We start from the raw sequence: 16,672 nt of genomic DNA on the forward strand, positions 1-16,672 counted from the left end.
CACGGGCGCGGGGAAAGGCGGCGCCCTCGCCGTCGAGGGCGTACAGAAAAGGCGCTTTGTCCGGTAACAGCCGAATATGAGGGAGAAGGCAGGGAAGGTGAGGAGTGCCCGTGAGGGACTCGCCCGTGGAGGCCGACATGGAGCAGGACACGTCCCGTCCGTCCGATCTTCCGCAGCCCCTGCGGGCCGTCGCCTCGGGCCTGCGGCATCTGCCGGGCGCGGAGCAGGTGGGGAGGGTGACCGGTGGCGCCCTGGACGCGATCGGCGCGGTCTCCCCGCGCGGACGCCGGATGGCCGTCTACGCCGGAGCCGGGGTGCTCGGCGTGGCCGGTGTCGTCGAATGGCCGGTGGCGCTGACCGGCGCGGCCGTCGCCTGGCTCACCCAGCCGCGCCCCGCCCGGCGGCCCGACGGCGGCGACGGGGAAGGCCCCGCACGACGGCTCGACGGCGCGCCGGACGCGGAGGCGCCGGCCGCCGCGGACGGACGGCACGGAACACCGGCCGACCGCCCGCCCGCGGGCCCCGGCGACCGGCTCACCCCCTCCCGCGACCGCACCGGCCGCACGGAGCACCCCGTGCGCGAGCAGCCCGCCAAGGTGGGCGACACCACCACCGCCTCGGCCCTCAAACAGGTCGCCGACGCCACCCGCCACCACGGCACGCACCCCGACCCCTCCCGCGACCGGGGGGACCGGGCGGAGTCTCCCGGACGCGAACAGTCCGTCGAGGCGGGCGGTGCCGCCGGGCACCACGGCGCGCACCCCGGCCCCGGCCCGGACCGGGACAACGCCCCCGGGCGGTCGCGCGACGCCCGCCACACCGGCTGAGCCACGACCAACGGGATCCCGCAGATGCTCACACGCTTCGACGTCGCCCCCCTCGCCGGGGCCGTGGCGGGAGTCGCCGCAGGCGCCGCCCGCGGCACCGCCCAGGGCATGACGTCCCTCCACGGCACGACGCGCCGCCTCGGCCACGTCGCCCACAACGCCCTCGGCGGCGGCCGGCACTGGCGGGCCGGACACCGCGTCCACCTGGCCCTGCGGCACCCGGACGGCGCCGCCGCCCCGCTCGCCCGCAAGGTCGCCGCCGAACTGCTCGACCACCCCGACGTGCTGACGGCATACTGGGACGAAGGACTGTCCCGGCTCGTGGTGACCGCCGTGACGGACGCGGCCGGCGACCGCGTGACCGAGCGTGCCGTCGCGCTCGCCGCCCGCCTCGGACTGACCGAGGACGCCGGCCCCGAGGAGGAGGACGAGGACGGCCCGGCCCACCCCGGCGACCCCCGCGAGGTGCGGGTCGCCGCCACCGCGCTGCTGCTGGACGCCGCCGGAACGGCCGGCGCCCTGGCCGGCCGGTCGCTGGGCCTGCCCCGCAGCCCCAAGGCGGTCACCGCCGCCGTCACCCTGCTGCGCGAGAACCCCCGCTTCCGCGCCCTGCTGCGGCAGCGGTTCGGCCGCGGCGGCATGGAACTCCTCCTCGCCGCCGCCAACGCCGCCGCGCACGGCGCCGGACAGTCCCCGGCGTCCCTGGTGCTCGACGGACTGGTGCGCACCGGCCAGCTGACCGAGGCGGCCGCCCGGATCGCCGCCTTCGAGGCCCTGCACGACGACGTCTGCCTCGAACGGCGCACCAGCATCCCCGGCCCCGCCGGCATCCGCCCACCCCTGCGGGTGACGCCCGCCCAGGCGTACGCGGCCCACGCCGGCACCGGCAGCGTCGCGGGCGCCGCCGCCACCCTCCTCGTCACCCACGACACCCGGGAGGCGGCCGAAGCCGTCCTCGCCGGTTCCCCCAAGGCGGCGCGCTACGGCCCCGCCGCCTTCGGCGCGGTCCTCGGCACCCACCTCGCCCGGTCCGGCGTCCTGGTCCGCAGCGCCGAGCGGCTGCGGCAACTGGAGATCGCCGACTCCCTGGTCCTGCACGCCGACGCCCTGCGCGGCCGGACGCGGCCCGCCGGCGGAGAGCCCGCGCTGTTCGAGGACCCCGTCGACCCCTACGCCGAGGCCGTCCTCGACGCGGCCCGCCGGGCCGGACTGCACGTCGTGGTCACCGGCGGCTCCGACCTGAAGGACATCACCCGCCTCGCCGACGAGGCCGCCCCCGCCGGCCTGCGGTTCGGTGACGTCGTACGGGCGCTGCAGAACGACGGGCACATCGTGGTGAGCGTCGCCCGCGTGGCCGCGCACGGCGACGACGACGTGGCGGACGGACTGCCCGCGGGCGATGTGGCGATCGCCCTCACGGACGCGCGCTCGGCACTCGCCTGGGGCGCCGACGCGCTCGCCCCCAACGGACTGGCCGACGTCTGGCGCCTGCTGACGGCCGTCCCGGCGGCCCGCCGGGTCGGCCGCCGCTCGCAGACCCTGGCCCGGGCCGGCGCCGCCCTGTCCGGGCTGATGGTGGCCCGCGGCGGCACACCCGGCGGCCGGCTGTGGCAGCGGCTCACCCGGCACGCCCCGGTGAACATCGCGGCGGCGGGCGCCCTGCTCACCGGCTGGACGGAAGGCCTGCGCGTGGCCCGCGCCACGCCGCCCGAGCCCCGGCTGCACGTGCCCTGGCACGCCCTGGAACCGCACGAGGCGTACGAGCTGCTGCGCGGCACCCACGCCGACGCCGAACCCACCGGACCCACCGGACTCGCCCTGCTCGCCGAACGCTCCCGGCAGCGGGCCGCACGGCTCACCCGCACGCCCGCGGCCGCCCCCGCCCGCTGGACCTGGCAGGCGGCCGGCGCCGTCCGCCGCGAGCTCGACGACCCGCTCACCCCCGTCCTGGCCACCGGGGCGGTCGCCTCCGCGCTGCTCGGCTCGCTGGTCGACGCGCTGCTCGTCGTCGGCGCCATGGACATCAACGCGGTCGCGGGCGGCCTCCAGCGGTTGCGCGCCGAACGGGCGCTCGCCCGGCTCGCCGCCCACCAGCGGCCCAAGGCCCGCCGGCAGGACACCTCCCGGCGCACGGTCACCGTCGACGCCGCCCGGCTGCGGCCGGGGGACCGGATCAGCCTCGGCGCCGGCGACGTCGTACCGGCGGACGCGCGGCTGCTGGAGGTGGACGGACTGGAGGTCGACGAGTCGTCCCTCACCGGCGAGTCGCTGCCCGTGGCCAAGTCCCTGGACCCGACCCCGGGCGCGCCGGTCGCCCGGCGGACCTGCATGGTCTTCGAGGGCACCACCGTCGTGGCCGGCCGCGCCGACGCGCTCGTCGTGGACACCGGCGACCGCACCGAGGCGGGCCGCGCCGTCGCCCTGGCGGCCCGCGTCCCGCCGCCCGCCGGAGTCCAGGCCCGCCTGCAGGAACTGACCCGCAAGGCCCTCCCGGTGACCCTCACCGGCGGCGCGCTGGTCACCGGCCTGTCCCTGCTGCGCGGCAGCCCCCTGCGGCGTGCCGTCAGCGGCGGCGTCGCCGTGGCCGTCGCCGCCGTCCCCGAAGGGCTGCCGCTGGTCGCGACCGTCGCCCAGATGGCCGCCGCCCGCCGGCTCTCCCGGCGGGGCGTGCTGGTCCGCACCCCGCGCACCCTGGAGGCGCTCGGCCGGGTCGACACCGTCTGCTTCGACAAGACCGGCACCCTCACCGAGAACCGGCTCCGCCTGGTCCGGGTCGCCACCGCCGGCGGCACCGTCCTCGCCCCGGACGCCGAGGACGCCGTACCGGTCGTACGGCTCGCCGCGCGGGCCTGCCCGCAGGAGGAGACCGGCGAGGGGCGCCGGGTCGCCCACGCCACCGACGAGGCCGTCCTCGACGTGGCCCCGCCCGACACCGGCTGGACCGCCGACGGCGAACTGGCCTTCGAGGCCAGCCGCGGCTACGCGGCGGCCGTCGGCCGGGACGGCGACACCGCGCTCCTCGTCGTCAAGGGCGCCCCCGAGACGGTCCTCCCCGCCTGCCGGGACCTCCCCGGGGAGACGGCCGGCACCGCCCACACCCTGGCAGGCCAGGGACTGCGCGTCCTCGCCGTCGCCCGGCGCCCGTGCCGGGGGACCGACGCGGACGCCGAACTCGGCGCCGACCTCGCGGACCTGGAGTTCGCCGGACTGATCGCCTTCGCCGACGTACCGCGCGACACCTCGCGGGAACTGCTCGCCGCACTGCGCCGGGCCGGCATCCTGCCCGTCATGCTCACCGGCGACCATCCGGAGACCGCCCGCGCCATCGCCCTGCAACTGGGCTGGCCCGAGGAGACGGAGGTGGTCACCGGGGACGACCTGGTCGCCATGGGCCGCTCGGAGCGGGTGCGCGCGCTGCACGGCGCCGGAGTCGTCGCCCGCGTCGCCCCCGAGCAGAAACTGCACGTCGTGGAGGCCCTGCAGCAGGCCGGCCGGGTGGTGGCGATGGCGGGCGACGGCGCCAACGACGCCGCCGCCATCCGCGCCGCCGACGTGGGCGTCGGCATCGAGGCCCGAGGCTCCGCCGCGGCCCGCAACGCCGCCGACCTGGTGCTCACCACCGGCGACCTGTCCGTCCTGGTGGACGCCGTCGGCGAGGGCCGCGCGCTGTGGCGCAGCGTCGCCGACGCGGTCAGCATCCTCATCGGCGGCAACGCGGGCGAGGTCGGCTTCAGCGTGCTGGGCACCCTGCTCGCCGGCTCCTCCCCGCTGTCGACCCGTCAGCTCCTCCTGGTCAACCTGCTCACCGACATGTTCCCCGCCATGGCGGTGGCGGTGACCCCGAGCGACGACCCGTCGACGGCTGCGCACGCCGCGACCGGCCCGATGGGCCTCGACGTCCTCGGCGCGCCCCTGCTGCGCTCCATCCGGCGCCGGGGCGTCACCACCTGCCTCGGCGCGGTCACCGCCTATCTGATCGGCCGCCTCACCCCCGGCACCGAACGCCGCTCCACCACGATGGCCCTGTGCGGGGTGGTCGGCGCCCAACTGGTACAGACCCTCTCCGGGCGTCGCCACAGCCCTCTGGTGTGGGTGACGGCCCTGGGCTCCGCCGCCGTGCTCGCCGCCCTCGTCCAGACCCCGGGCGTCAGCCACTTCTTCGGCTGCGTCCCGCTCGGCCCCGTCGCCTGGGCGGGCGTCGCCCTGGCCATCACCCTGTCGGCCCTCGCCCCCCGCCTGGAACGCCTGGAAGCGGTACGGCACCTGTACGACCTCGCCTCCCGTCTCGCCCTGCGCCTGGGCGACTCCGCGAGGCGGACCCGCCACCTGCTGACCGACGGCATCGCCCGCCCGGTGGCCTGACCGCCAGGAGTGCGAAGGGGGCTGGACACACAGGGGAGCGGGGCTGTGCCGGCATGCGGCTCCGCCGCGTGGGCGCGAAGGGGGGCCGGTCCATGGGGGCGTGGGGAACTGCGCGAACGGGGGTCTGGGGGCGGAGCCCCCGGGGACGGGAAGGGGCGGCGGGGGCGAGGCAGACCCGGACACTCCCGACAGCGCGCGAGGCGGAATCACAGGGGGACACCGCCCGCGTGACGGAGAACCGCCCGCCCGAGCGGATCCGGCGCCCCGCGCCCAGACTGGAAGTGCGGGGCGCCCCGGCGCACCCACCCGGCACCCCGCCGACGCGCGGGCAAGCGCGCCCGGCGCCGAAGCCCGCCGCAGAGCGAGAAGGGGTGAGGATCGGCATGAAGGGCTACGTCTTCCACGGCCCCGGGCAGTCCGCCTGGGAGGAGGTCCCCGACCCGGCCGTCAAGGAACCCGGCGACGCCATCGTGCGCGTCGACGCCGTCACCGTCTGCGGCACGGACCTGCACATCCTCAAGGGCGACGTGCCCGAGGTCCGCCCGGGCACCGTCCTCGGCCACGAGGCGGTCGGCGAGATCGTCGAGACCGGCGGCGACGTCCGCACCGTACGCCCCGGGGACCGCGTCCTGGTCTCCTGCGTCTCCGTCTGCGGGCGCTGCGCCTACTGCCGCGAGAGCGTGTACGGCCAGTGCCGGGGCGGCGGGGGCTGGGTCCTCGGGCACCTGATCGACGGCACCCAGGCCGAGTACGTACGGGTCCCGTACGCGGATCTCTCGGTGTACCCGCTGCCCGGTGCCGTCGACAACGAGGACGCCGTGCTGCTGGCCGACATCTTCCCCACCGCCTACGAGGTGGGCGTGCTCAATGGACGGGTCCGCCCCGGCGACACCGTCGTCGTGGTCGGCGCCGGACCCGTCGGACTCGCCGCGATCGCCACCGCCCGGCTGTTCGGTCCCGAGCGCGTCGTCGCCGTGGACGTGGCCCCCTCCCGGCTCCAGGCCGCGAAGGAGTTCGGCGCCGACGCCGTCGCCGACGCGGGCGAGGGCCCCGAGCAACTCGTCGCGGACCTCACCGGCGAGCTCGGCGCGGACGTGGTCATCGAGGCGGTGGGCGTCCCCGAGACCTTCGAACTGTGCGCCCGTATGGTGCGGCCCGGCGGACACCTGGCCAACGTCGGCGTGCACGGCGCGCCCGCCACACTCCACCTCGAGGACCTGTGGATCAAGAACATCACCATCACCACCGGACTCGTCGACACCCGCTCCACCCCCACCCTGCTGCGGATGGCGGCCGCCGGCCGGCTGCCCACCCGCCGGCTGGTCACCCACACGTTCCCGCTCGACCACATGCAGGAGGCCTACGACGTCTTCGGCAACGCCGCCGAGACCGGGGCGCTCAAGGTCGTCCTCGGCGTTCCGCGGCACGAGGTGGTGCCCGTGCACCCGACGGTCTGACGGGCGCACCGGAGAACCGGGCCGTCCGGCCCGTGCGGAAGCGGGGCGGCCGGGTCCACCCTGGAGTGAGGCGCCGTTCGTCACCCACGCGAGGAGGTGACCTCCGATGGCGAGGACGCAGGGTGCGGGGCCGCGAAGGGTGCGGCTGTGGCGGTGGCGGAGGAACCCGCTGCGCCGCCGCAGCGATCTGGCCGAGGCCTGGCTGGGGCTCGCCGCGGTCGTCCTCGCCCTGCTGCTCGGGGCGCTCTCCGGCCTGACGGCGGCCGGGGCCGTGGACGGGTCGCTCGCCGAGCGCCGGGAGCGGACCACCCCCGTCCCCGCCGTACTGGCCGAGGACGCCGCCGGGCTGTCCGCGTCGGTGACGCAGGACGGGGACAGGGACGGCGGCGTATGGACCAAGGTGCGGTGGACCGCCCCCGACGGCACCGGCCGCACGGGCCGGGCCGAGGTCGACCCGGGAAGCCCGGCGGGCACCGGGGTCACCGTGTGGACGGACCCCGCGGGCCGGCTGGTCCCCGCACCGCCCGACGGCGCGGAAGCACGGTTCCAGACCGTCATGGCCGGGATCACGGTCGCCGTCGCCGCCGGGGGAGCGGTCCTGCTCGGCGGATGGCTCGTCCGCGCCCGGCTGCGACTGCGGAGCCTGGCCGAGTGGGAGACCGAATGGCGCCAGGTCGAACCGTCATGGCGCAAGCGCATGACGGGCTGAGGGCGGAGCCACCCCGACCGCGAACTGTTCGGCCAGGGCCTCGCCAACATCGCCGCCCCGCTGTTCGGCGGCGTCCCCGCGACCGGCGCCATCGCCCGCACCGCCGTCAACGTCCGCACCGGCGCGACCTCCCGGCTGGCCTCGCTCACGCACGCCGCCGTCCTCGCCGTGATCGTCTTCGCGGCCGCCCCGCTGGTGTCGCGGATCCCGCTCGCCGCCCTCGCCGGCGTGCTGCTGGCCACCGCGGTCCGCATGGTCGAGGCCGGCTCGCTGCGCGCGATGGCCCGCGCCACCCGTTCCGACGCGCTGATCCTCGTGCTGACCGCCGTCGCCACGCTCGTGCTCGACCTCGTCCAGGCGGTGATCATCGGCCTGGTCGTCGCCGGCGTCCTCGCCCTGCGCGCCGTCGCCCGGCAGGCCCGGCTCGCCCCGCTGCCGCTCGACCGGGGCGACCACACGGACGAGGAGCACGAGCTGCCGGCCGAGCACATCGTCGCCTACCGCCTCGACGGCCCCCTGTTCTTCGCCGCCGCCCACCGCTTCCTGCTGGAGCTGACCGAACTCGCCGACGTACGCGTGGTCGTCCTGCGCATGTCCCATGTGAGCGTGGTCGACGCCACCGGGGCCCTGGTCCTCAAGGACGCGGTGACGAAGCTGAGACGGCGCGGCATCGTCGTGATGGTGTCCGGCGTCCGCCCGGCGCACCGCCGGGCCCTCGACTCCGTGAGCGTCCTGGAACTGCTGCGGCACGAGGGCCGGGAGTACGCCACGACCCCCGAGGCGATCCGCGCCGCCCGCGGCCACCTGGAACGCGACGGTGTCCTGCGGGCGGCGGACTCCCCGGTCACGGTGCCCGCGCCCGCCCGGGAGACGCCGTGAGGACCTCCGCGCCGCACACCCTGCCGCGCCGCCATGTGCTCACCCTGCCCACCGGGCCCGGCGCCGTGCGCCTCGCCCGCGAAACGGCCGAGCGGGCCCTGGCGGAGTGGGGCGTCGGCGAGCACCACCCGGTGGTGGGCCCGGCACTGCTGATCCTGAGCGAACTGGTGGCCAACAGCGTCCGGCACGCGGCCGAGGTCTCCCCGCAGACGACGGTGATCTACGCGGCGAGCGCCGACTGCCTGGTGTTCGCCGTGCACGACCGCCACCCCCACCGGCCGCGCCTGTCCGGGCCGGGTGGCGCCGGGACGGGCGGCCTGGCCACGGTCGTCGAACTGACCCACGGCCTGGGCGGCACCGCCGTGGTCCGGGGCGACGCCGACGGCCGGGGAAAGAGCGTCTGGATCACGCTTCCCCTGTGAGTCCGCCCCCCCGCGGCCCCCGGGCGGCGGGGATGTACCGAGTTGCTAATGTCGGAAAGCGTCAGGGCGGACGCCGACGAACAGATGAGGCGATGGACCGAGGACCGGCCGCCCGGGCCGCGCTGCCGCGCCGGAAAGGGGACGGCACGATGACCACGCCGCTGTACCAGCTGAAGGCCGAGTTCTTCAAAACACTGGGCCATCCCGCCCGCATCCGCGTGCTGGAACTGCTCAGCGAGCGTGAGTACGCGGTCGGGGAGATGCTTCCCGAGGTGGGCATCGAGCCGGCCCACCTCTCGCAGCAGCTCGCGGTGCTGCGACGGGCGAACCTGGTGGTCGGCCGCAAGGAGGGCTCGACCGTGTACTACTCGCTGACCAGCCCGCACGTGGCGGAGCTGCTGCGGGTGGCGCGCACCATCCTGTCCGGCGTGCTCGCGGGGCAGGCCGAACTGCTCGCCGACCTCCAGGCCGCACAGGGCGGGCCGAAACCACTGCCGTAGACGACGGTGGTCCCGGCCCGCGGGCCGGGACCACGAAGGCCTCGTACCAGGCGGGGCCGGGACCACGAAGGCGTCGTACCAGGCGGGGGCTAGCGCGCCCCCGCCGCGGTCAGACCTCGCCGCGCCAGGCCCCCGTCTCCAGTCCGCGCCGCTCGATGAACTCCTTGAACCGCTTCAGGTCACCACCGACCTGCCGCTTGACGAAGCCGAGCTTGTCGCCCACGTTCTCGGCCATCCCCTGCGGGTCGAAGTCCATCTGCAGCATCACCTTGGTGGTGGTGTCCCGCACCCGGTGGAAGGTGACGACCCCGGCCTGCCGTGCCTCGCCGTCGACCGTGGTCCAGGCGACCCGCTCGTCCGGGATCTGCTCGGTGATCTCGGCGTCGAACTCCCGCTCCACACCCCCGACCTTGGTCACCCAGTGGGTCAGCGTGTCACCGCGCTGCTCGATGCGTTCGACCCCGCTCATGAACTCCGGGAAGCTCTCGAACTGGGTCCACTGGTTGTAGGCGGTGCGGACCGGGACGTCGACCTCGATCGATTCCTCTACCTGCGACATGCGTCGGCTACCTCGCTTTCCGATGGGGGAACGGAATGCGAGTACCTGGTTTCGCGCCGGTCATTCCTGACGATCCGCCACACCGGCCGGCCGAGGGGTCACACCTCCGCGCGGCGGCAGTGCAGGAAGAGCTGCGGTTCCGGCCGGGCGTCGGGATGGGTGGGGGTGAACATCACGCTCTCCTGCGACTCCACCGCCAGGCCCGCTCCGTGCACGAGGGCGACGACGTCCTCGGCCGCGAAACTGGTGACGCGCACGTCCTGTCCCATGAAGACGCCGTCGAACCCCTCGACGTCCAGCGGCACGGTGGCCAGCGCCAGCAGGCCTCCCGGCCGCAGCGCCCGCGCCAGCCGGCGCACGAGTTCCGACTGCTCCGCCCGGGTCATCTGCAGCAGCGCGAAGTACACGCAGACCGCGTCGAACGAACCGTCCTCGAGCGGCATCCGGCGGATGTCGGCACACCGGAACTCCGCCCCGGGCACCTGCCGGGAGGCGATCCCCACCATCACCGGGGACACGTCGACGCCCAGCACCCGGTGGCCGGCCCCGGCGAGCGCGGCGGCCGTGGGACGGCCCGTCCCGCTGCCCACGTCCAGCACCCTGCTGCCGGGCGCCAGCCCCTCGAGCAGCCGGTCCAGCGACGCCCGGTGCGCCGGTGAGGAGGCGAACGCCTTCTCGTACTCGCCGCCCAGCGCGTCGAACACCGCCGCCGCCGGTGACCCGTGACCCTCGTCGACCAAGACGCACCCCGTCCGTCGCGTACCGATGCGGGGCATCGTGCCACTCCCGCCCCGCCGTCACAACGGGACACCGGCCGTGGCGGCTTGCGGGCACGCGGACCGGCACGGCAGGGTCGGGGGTGTGCCGACTCTGCTGATCGTCCACCACACGCCCTCGCCGAACTGCCAGGCGATGTTCGAGGCCGTTCTCTCGGGCGCCACCACCGAGGAGATCGAGGGCGTCCGGGTGGTGCGGCGCGCGGCGCTCTCCGCCACCGCCGCCGACGTCCTGGACGCCGACGGCTACCTCCTCGGCACCCCGGCCAACCTCGGCTACATGTCGGGGGCGCTCAAGCACTTCTTCGACCAGGTCTACTACCCGTGCCTGGACACCACCCGGGGCCGGCCCTTCGGGTACTACGTGCACGGCGGGAACGACGTCACGGGCGCGGTGCGGGGCATCGAGTCGATCACGACGGGCCTCGGCTGGCGCCGCGCCGCCGACGGCGTGACCGTCACCGGCGAGCCCGGCAAGGCCGACGTCGAGCGGTGCTGGGAACTGGGCGCCGCGGTCGCCGCGGGCCTGATGGACTGAGCCCCGCCGCGGGCGGCGTCAGGTCTCGTCCATCCGGCGTCGGTCCTGCTCGTCCCAGGCGCGCGTGTCGCGCGGCTGCGTGTACGGTTCCGCCTCCGGCGGATGCCCCCCGGCGATGGCCCGCTGCCGGGCGACCTCCGCGTCGAACTCCAGCCCCAGCAGAATGGCGAGGTTGGTGATCCACAGCCAGATCAGGAACACGATGACACCGGCCATCGTGCCGTACGTCTTGTTGTACGACCCGAAGTTGGCGACGTAGAGGGCGAACCCGGCGGAGGCGATCAGCCAGATCACCAGCGCCAGGAAACTGCCCGGGGTGATCCACCGGAACCCCTTGACCTTGGCGTTCGGGGCCGCCCAGTACAGCAGCGCGATCATGACGGTGACCAGGACGACCAGTACCGGCCACTTGGCGATCGACCACACGGTCAGCGCCGTGTCGCCCAGGCCGAGCAGGTCGCCCGCCTGACGGGCCAGCCCGCCGGTGAACACCACGATCAGCGAGCTGATCACGGCCATCACCATCAGCGCGACCGTCACCCCGAGCCGTACCGGCAGCACCTTCCACACCGGACGCCCCTCGGGGATGTCGTAGACCGCGTTCGACGCGCGCATGAACGCCGCCACGTAGCCCGACGCCGACCAGACGGCCAGCACCAGACCGACGATCGCCACGATCGAGCCGACGCCCGCGGTGCCCTGCAGCTGCTGTACCGCCCGGGTGATGATGTCGCGGGCCGCGCCGGGGGCGGTGAGCTGCTGGAGGTTCTCCAGCACCTTGTCCGTGGTGGACCTGCCGGTGAGGCCCAGGATCGAGACCAGGGCCAGCAGCGCCGGGAACAGCGCCAGCACGCCGTAGTACGTCAGGGCGGCGGCCCGGTCGGTGAGCTCGTCGTCCTTGAACTCGCGCAGACTGCCTTTGAACGCCGCGCCCCACGCCCCCTTCGGCAGCTTGCCCGGCGTGTCCGGTGCCGCCCGCTCCACCTCGTCGCTGGGCCCGGGCTCGTCCGCCGCATCGGCCCCGTGCCCCGGGCGGGGCTCGTCCGCCGCCGCGCCGGTCCGGTGATCCGGACGAGGCTCGTCCGTCGTGCTCTCATGGGTCTGCCGGTCGTTCCGCCCCGGGATATGCAGCTTCATGCCCCTCGGGTAACCAGGGACCGGAGGGCTAAGCCGGCGGCCCATGTCCCGGCCTGGCCGGAAAGGGATTGTGGGAGCGCTCCCAAGGCGTGCAGGATGCCAGGCATGACCGAGTCCCCCAGGATCCGCCCGTACCGCCGCGAGGACCGGCGGGCCCTCGACGACATCTGCATCCGCACCGCGCACAACGGCCAGGACAGCCGCCCCCACTACACCGACCCCACCGTCTTCCCCGACACCTTCGCCGCGCCGTACGTCCATCTGGAGCCGGAGCTGGCGTTCGTGCTGGACGACGGCCGGGGCCGGGCGGTCGGTTACATCGTCGGCACCGCCGACACCGTCCGCTTCGCCAAGACCTTCCGGGCCGCGTGGCTGCCCCTGGTCGGCGACCGCCACCCCGAGCCGTCCGGCCCGCCGGCCACCCCGGACGAGGCCATCGCCCGGCTGCTGCACCACCCCGAGCGGATGATCGTCCCGGAACTGGCCCCCTGGCCGGCCCACCTGCACATCGACCTGCTGCCCGACTGGCAGGGGCGCGGCTACGGCCGGCAGCTGATGCGGACCTTCCTGGGGGCCCTGCGGGACGGGGGAGTGCCGTCCGTCCACCTCGTCATGGCGACGGCCAACAAGCCCGCCCGGGCCTTCTACGACCGCATGGGCTTCGAGGAGATCGACGCACCGATGGACGACTCGGTCGTCTGCCTCGGCCGTACGACGCACGACCTCGACGGGATCTGAGGGACCGGCGCCCGTCCGCGTCGAACGCGTCGAACACGCCACCGCCCGTACGGAAGCGGCGCGAATGCGCATTGCCGCTCCGCCCGGACGGGCGCAGCCTGTGCACTGGGAGCGCTCCCATGGTCGCCGTAGGGGCGCGCACCCGCCCCCCACGACCCCCACGGTGGAAAGAGGGAATCCATGATTTGGCATGGGCATGCTAAATTGCCGCTCCGGTCCCGTCTGCCGCTCGCCCTGACCGTGATCGTCGCCGCGCTGCTCTGTCTGATCCCCTGGAGCGGTACCGCCGTCGCCCACGGCTCGGTGATCGACCCCGCGTCCCGCAACTACGGCTGCTGGCAGCGCTGGGGGAGCGACTTCCAGAACCCGGCGATGGCGCAGGAAGACCCGATGTGCTGGCAGGCGTGGCAGGACGACCCCAATGCCATGTGGAACTGGAACGGTCTCTACCGCAACGGCTCCGGCGGCAACTTCCAGGCCGTGATCCCCGACGGGCAGCTCTGCAGCGGCGGGCACACCGAGGGTGGGCGCTACAACTCCCTCGACGCGGTGGGCGCCTGGAAGACGACGAACGTGGACGACGACTTCACCGTCAAGCTGCACGACCAGGCCAGCCACGGCGCGGACTACCTCCTCGTCTACGTCACCCGGCAGGGCTTCGACCCCACCACCGAGCAGCTGGGCTGGGACGACCTCCGGCAGGTGGCCCGCACCGGCTCGTACGCGCCCGGCCAGAACTACTCGGTCCCGGTGAGCACCTCCGGCCTCAGCGGCCGCCACATCGTCTACACGATCTGGCAGGCCTCGCACATGGACCAGACGTACTTCCTGTGCAGTGACGTGAACTTCGGCTGAGCCACCGGCACTTCACCGCTCCCGTCCCCAAGTCCCCGCCGCACCGCGTGAGTCCGGCGGGGATCCGGTGCGTGCGGCACCGGGGCTTTCCGGGATTCCGCGAAGAAACCGTGAGTCCTTTGAACACGCTGTGGCCCGCCTACGTATGGGGCGTGGGAATCCCTTGCCCACCCCCCGCAACGGAAGCGTAGGAGTACTGCCTTGGCACGCAACACACGCAGACGCCCCAAACAGCGCGCGACTCTCGCCGCGTTCGCCCTGATCCTGGGTGGCGGCGGGATGATGGCGGCCAACGTCTACGCCTCCGCGACGGAGGAGGGCGGGCAGGGCGGCCAGGCGCAGGTCTTCTCGGGCGCCACGATCGACTGCCCGGACGTGGCCACCGAACTGACGTCGGTGCCGGAGGAGGCGCGGGCGGAGGTGGACAAGGAACTCGCCGGCCTGGACGCGCAGATCGCGGAAGCGTACAAGCGGATCGGGGAGTCGGCCGAGGCTCTCCGCCAGGACCCGGGCTTCGCGGAGAACGCGATCGCCAAGCCGCTCGAGGAGAAGCGTGCCGCGGCCCTCGCCCGCATCGGGACCGCCATCGACCGGGTCGGCGACCGGCCCGAGGGCCTCGAGGAACTCGCCGACTGCGCCGTGCGCGAGTCCGGCAACGCCGCACAGCCGGACGCCGGGCAGGAGGGCGCCGGCGGCGAGGGCGAGCAGGCGGGCGGCGAAGGCGACGGCCAGGACCAGCAGGACCAGAACCAGCAGGGCCAGCAGGGCCAGGACCAGGGCGGAAACGGCGGTCAGGCCGGCAACGGGCCGGTCGCCGGCGACTACGTCGACATCGAGAGCGTCCAGCCCAACGTCACCGAGCCGGAGCAGACGGAGAACGCCTCCCGCGGCACCTTCACCAGCGAGTGCGGCGTCAACGAGAACGGCCTGTTCAACTCGGACAACGTGATCGCCGCACCGGGTGTCGGCAACGGCGCCCACCACTTCCACGACTACATCGGCAACCAGGCCACCAACGCCTTCTCCAGCGACGAGGACCTGGCGCAGGCGGACACGAGCTGCGCCGACCAGGGCGACAAGTCGTCGTACTACTGGCCCGTGCTGCGGCTGCAGAACGGGACCCAGGAGCAGGACGCCGCGTCCCCGGGCGGCGGCATCGAGGGCAACGCCGGTGAGATCGTCACGCCCAAGGAGGTCACGCTGACCTTCGAGGGCAACCCGCAGGGCGAGGTCACCGCCATGCCCCGGCTGCTGCGCATCATCACCGGCGACGCCAAGTCGTTCGTCAACGGCCCCGCCAACGCCAACGCCTCCTGGAGCTGCACCGGGTTCGAGGACCGGCAGCTGACGGACAAGTACCCGCTGTGCCCGCAGGGCAGTGACGTGGTGCGCAGCTTCGACTTCCAGAGCTGCTGGGACGGCCGCAACATCGACAGCGCCAACCACCGTACGCACATGGCGTTCGCGGACGAGGCCGGCAACTGCCCGGCCGGTTTCAAGGCCGTGCCGCAGCTGGTGCAGCGCATCGTCTACGACGTCGACGCGCCGAGCCTCGACGACGGGGGCAGGACCACTCCGCTGTTCGCGGTGGACTCCTTCCCGGAGCAGCTGCACAAGCCGATCACGGACCACGGCGACTTCATCAACGTCTTCGACGAGGACCTGATGAACGAGGTCGTCGCCTGCATCAACGAGGGCCGCACCTGCGGCGCGGGCGGCGGCGACAACGGCAACGGCGGCGGCGACAACGGCAACGGCGGCGACCAGGGCGAGGAGCCTCAGCAGCCGGAAGAGCCGCAGCAGCCCGAGGAGCCCACGGCCACACCCGACGACCCGGCCCAGGGCGGCGACGGCAACCAGGACGACGGCAAGAACGACGACGGAAACCAGAACGACGACGGAAACCAGGCCGACGGCGGCGACCAGGCCGACGACGGCAATCAGGACGACGGCGCGCAGGAGGAGCCGTCGCGGGACCCGGCCACCGAGCAGCCGGACGTCAAGGCCTCGACCCCGGCCGGGAACGGTGACGGCGCCGGCGCCGGGAACCAGGACGGCGGCGACGAGGGCGGCCAGGACGACGGCGGTCAGGCGGCCCAGGCCGCCGAGGTGCCCGGTAGCCTCCCCGAGCTCGAGGCCGAGAACCAGGCCGAGAACCAGGCCGAGGCACAGGGCGGGAGCGGCAGCCTCGCCGAGACCGGGGCCCAGCTCTGGCCGGCCGCGATCGGCGGAGTACTGGTGATCTTCGGATTCTTCGTTCTGCGCAGCGTGCGGCGCGGCGCGGCCTGATCCCCCGCGGCGGGGGCCCGACCCCCCGCGACACGTGAACGGCGGCAGGACCCCTCACGGGGCCTGCCGCCTCGCGTTTCCCTCCCCCTCCGCGTCGATGTGCGGCATCACCCGGTCCAGCCACCGCGGTGTCCACCAGGCGTGCCGCCCCAGCAGGGTCATCACGGCCGGCACCAGCAGCCGTACGAGGAGCCGGCCGGTGCCGGTCGCGGTCGGCTGTGACGGAAGCCACGCTTTTGGCCACCGGTGTGTGACACTTGACGCCGAGGCCGCGAGAGGGGAGTCGCCGTGGACGAGGGGACAGTGGGCACGCACGAGGACACGGACGGGGCGGCGACCATACGTCACGCCCGCTTCGGACGCCTCCCGGAGCCGGTCCGGGTGGAGGACATGGTCGAGGAGCGCCCGGCCGCCGCGCCGGACCCGGCCCGCAACGCCTACGACGCGGACGAGTGGCTGGTGCGCTACTGCCTGTGAGACCGCCGCCGCGTCCTCGTACGAGGTGGGAGCGCCGTACGCCTCCGCCGGTACGGGAGGCGTGCGCGTACCCCGTCGGCGGGGCCCGCCGCCGGGTGCGGCAGGCCGACGACATCACCGTCCTCCCGCTTCGCGCCCCGCGCGCAC

General features: G+C 74.6%; 14 protein-coding genes and 1 pseudogene. 12 read left to right on the forward strand and 3 right to left on the reverse strand.

The annotated features are described in order from the left end of the window. Positions 1-110 precede the first annotated feature (110 nt). The 7 genes and pseudogenes from ACF1DX_RS24645 (at position 111) to ACF1DX_RS24675 (ending at position 9,156) form a co-directional block, all read left to right on the forward strand. Positions 111-827 (forward strand): hypothetical protein, encoded by a 717-nt coding sequence (locus tag ACF1DX_RS24645; protein ID WP_391793293.1) that lies wholly within the window; start codon positions 111-113, stop codon positions 825-827. A 24-nt stretch (positions 828-851) separates the two neighbouring features. Next, positions 852-5,189 (forward strand): HAD-IC family P-type ATPase, encoded by a 4,338-nt coding sequence (locus tag ACF1DX_RS24650; protein WP_391793294.1) that lies wholly within the window; start codon positions 852-854, stop codon positions 5,187-5,189. Positions 5,190-5,572: 383 nt separating this feature from the next. Beyond that, positions 5,573-6,646 carry a zinc-binding dehydrogenase gene (locus ACF1DX_RS24655; RefSeq protein ID WP_391793295.1) on the forward strand — a complete coding sequence of 358 codons (1,074 nt, stop codon included), beginning with the start codon at positions 5,573-5,575 and terminating at the stop codon, positions 6,644-6,646. 106 nt (positions 6,647-6,752) lie between these two features. Further along, positions 6,753-7,355 (forward strand): hypothetical protein, encoded by a 603-nt coding sequence (locus tag ACF1DX_RS24660; RefSeq protein ID WP_391793296.1) that lies wholly within the window; start codon positions 6,753-6,755, stop codon positions 7,353-7,355. Further along, positions 7,356-8,234, forward strand: a pseudogene (locus tag ACF1DX_RS24665) (SulP family inorganic anion transporter); the annotation flags it as partial. It lies immediately after the preceding gene. After that, entirely contained in the window at positions 8,231-8,656 is a 426-nt protein-coding gene (locus ACF1DX_RS24670) for an ATP-binding protein (RefSeq protein WP_391793297.1), read from the forward strand. The pseudogene ACF1DX_RS24665 and the gene ACF1DX_RS24670, both read left to right, overlap by 4 nt. 149 nt (positions 8,657-8,805) lie before the next feature. After that, the gene (locus tag ACF1DX_RS24675; protein ID WP_391793298.1) at positions 8,806-9,156 is read left to right on the forward strand and encodes an ArsR/SmtB family transcription factor; all 351 of its coding nucleotides are present in this window, start codon (positions 8,806-8,808) and stop codon (positions 9,154-9,156) included. Between the two features lie 109 nt (positions 9,157-9,265). On the opposite strand, the gene ACF1DX_RS24680 is transcribed toward ACF1DX_RS24675, so the two are convergent. Continuing rightward, the gene (locus ACF1DX_RS24680; RefSeq protein WP_030869494.1) at positions 9,266-9,715 is read right to left on the reverse strand and encodes an SRPBCC family protein; all 450 of its coding nucleotides are present in this window, start codon (positions 9,713-9,715) and stop codon (positions 9,266-9,268) included. Positions 9,716-9,813: 98 nt separating this feature from the next. Further along, positions 9,814-10,491 carry a class I SAM-dependent methyltransferase gene (locus ACF1DX_RS24685; RefSeq protein ID WP_391793299.1) on the reverse strand — a complete coding sequence of 226 codons (678 nt, stop codon included), beginning with the start codon at positions 10,489-10,491 and terminating at the stop codon, positions 9,814-9,816. Between the two features lie 85 nt (positions 10,492-10,576). On the opposite strand from ACF1DX_RS24685, the gene ACF1DX_RS24690 reads away from it, so the two are divergent. Next, positions 10,577-11,029 (forward strand): flavodoxin family protein, encoded by a 453-nt coding sequence (locus tag ACF1DX_RS24690; protein WP_391793300.1) that lies wholly within the window; start codon positions 10,577-10,579, stop codon positions 11,027-11,029. Between the two features lie 18 nt (positions 11,030-11,047). Here ACF1DX_RS24690 and ACF1DX_RS24695 read toward each other — a convergent pair whose 3' ends face one another. Then, on the reverse strand, positions 11,048-12,166 hold the full coding sequence (locus ACF1DX_RS24695; protein ID WP_391793301.1) for a YihY/virulence factor BrkB family protein: 1,119 nt from the start codon (positions 12,164-12,166) through the stop codon (positions 11,048-11,050). Positions 12,167-12,271: 105 nt separating this feature from the next. Here ACF1DX_RS24695 and ACF1DX_RS24700 point away from each other — a divergent pair, with 105 nt between their 5' ends. From ACF1DX_RS24700 to ACF1DX_RS24715, 4 genes are all read left to right on the forward strand, one after another. After that, a complete protein-coding gene (locus tag ACF1DX_RS24700) occupies positions 12,272-12,904 on the forward strand; it encodes a GNAT family N-acetyltransferase (protein ID WP_391793302.1) in 633 nt (210 codons plus the stop codon). A 180-nt stretch (positions 12,905-13,084) separates the two neighbouring features. After that, positions 13,085-13,759 carry a lytic polysaccharide monooxygenase gene (locus tag ACF1DX_RS24705; RefSeq protein WP_391793303.1) on the forward strand — a complete coding sequence of 225 codons (675 nt, stop codon included), beginning with the start codon at positions 13,085-13,087 and terminating at the stop codon, positions 13,757-13,759. Between the two features lie 279 nt (positions 13,760-14,038). After that, positions 14,039-16,048: a DUF1996 domain-containing protein gene (locus ACF1DX_RS24710; RefSeq protein WP_391793521.1), complete on the forward strand. Its 2,010-nt coding sequence runs from the start codon at positions 14,039-14,041 to the stop codon at positions 16,046-16,048. Positions 16,049-16,336: 288 nt separating this feature from the next. After that, positions 16,337-16,525 (forward strand): hypothetical protein, encoded by a 189-nt coding sequence (locus ACF1DX_RS24715; RefSeq protein ID WP_391793304.1) that lies wholly within the window; start codon positions 16,337-16,339, stop codon positions 16,523-16,525. Positions 16,526-16,672 lie beyond the last annotated feature (147 nt).

It is taken from the genome of Streptomyces sp. NPDC014676, from assembly GCF_043084105.1.
GTDB lineage: Bacteria > Actinomycetota > Actinomycetes > Streptomycetales > Streptomycetaceae > Streptomyces.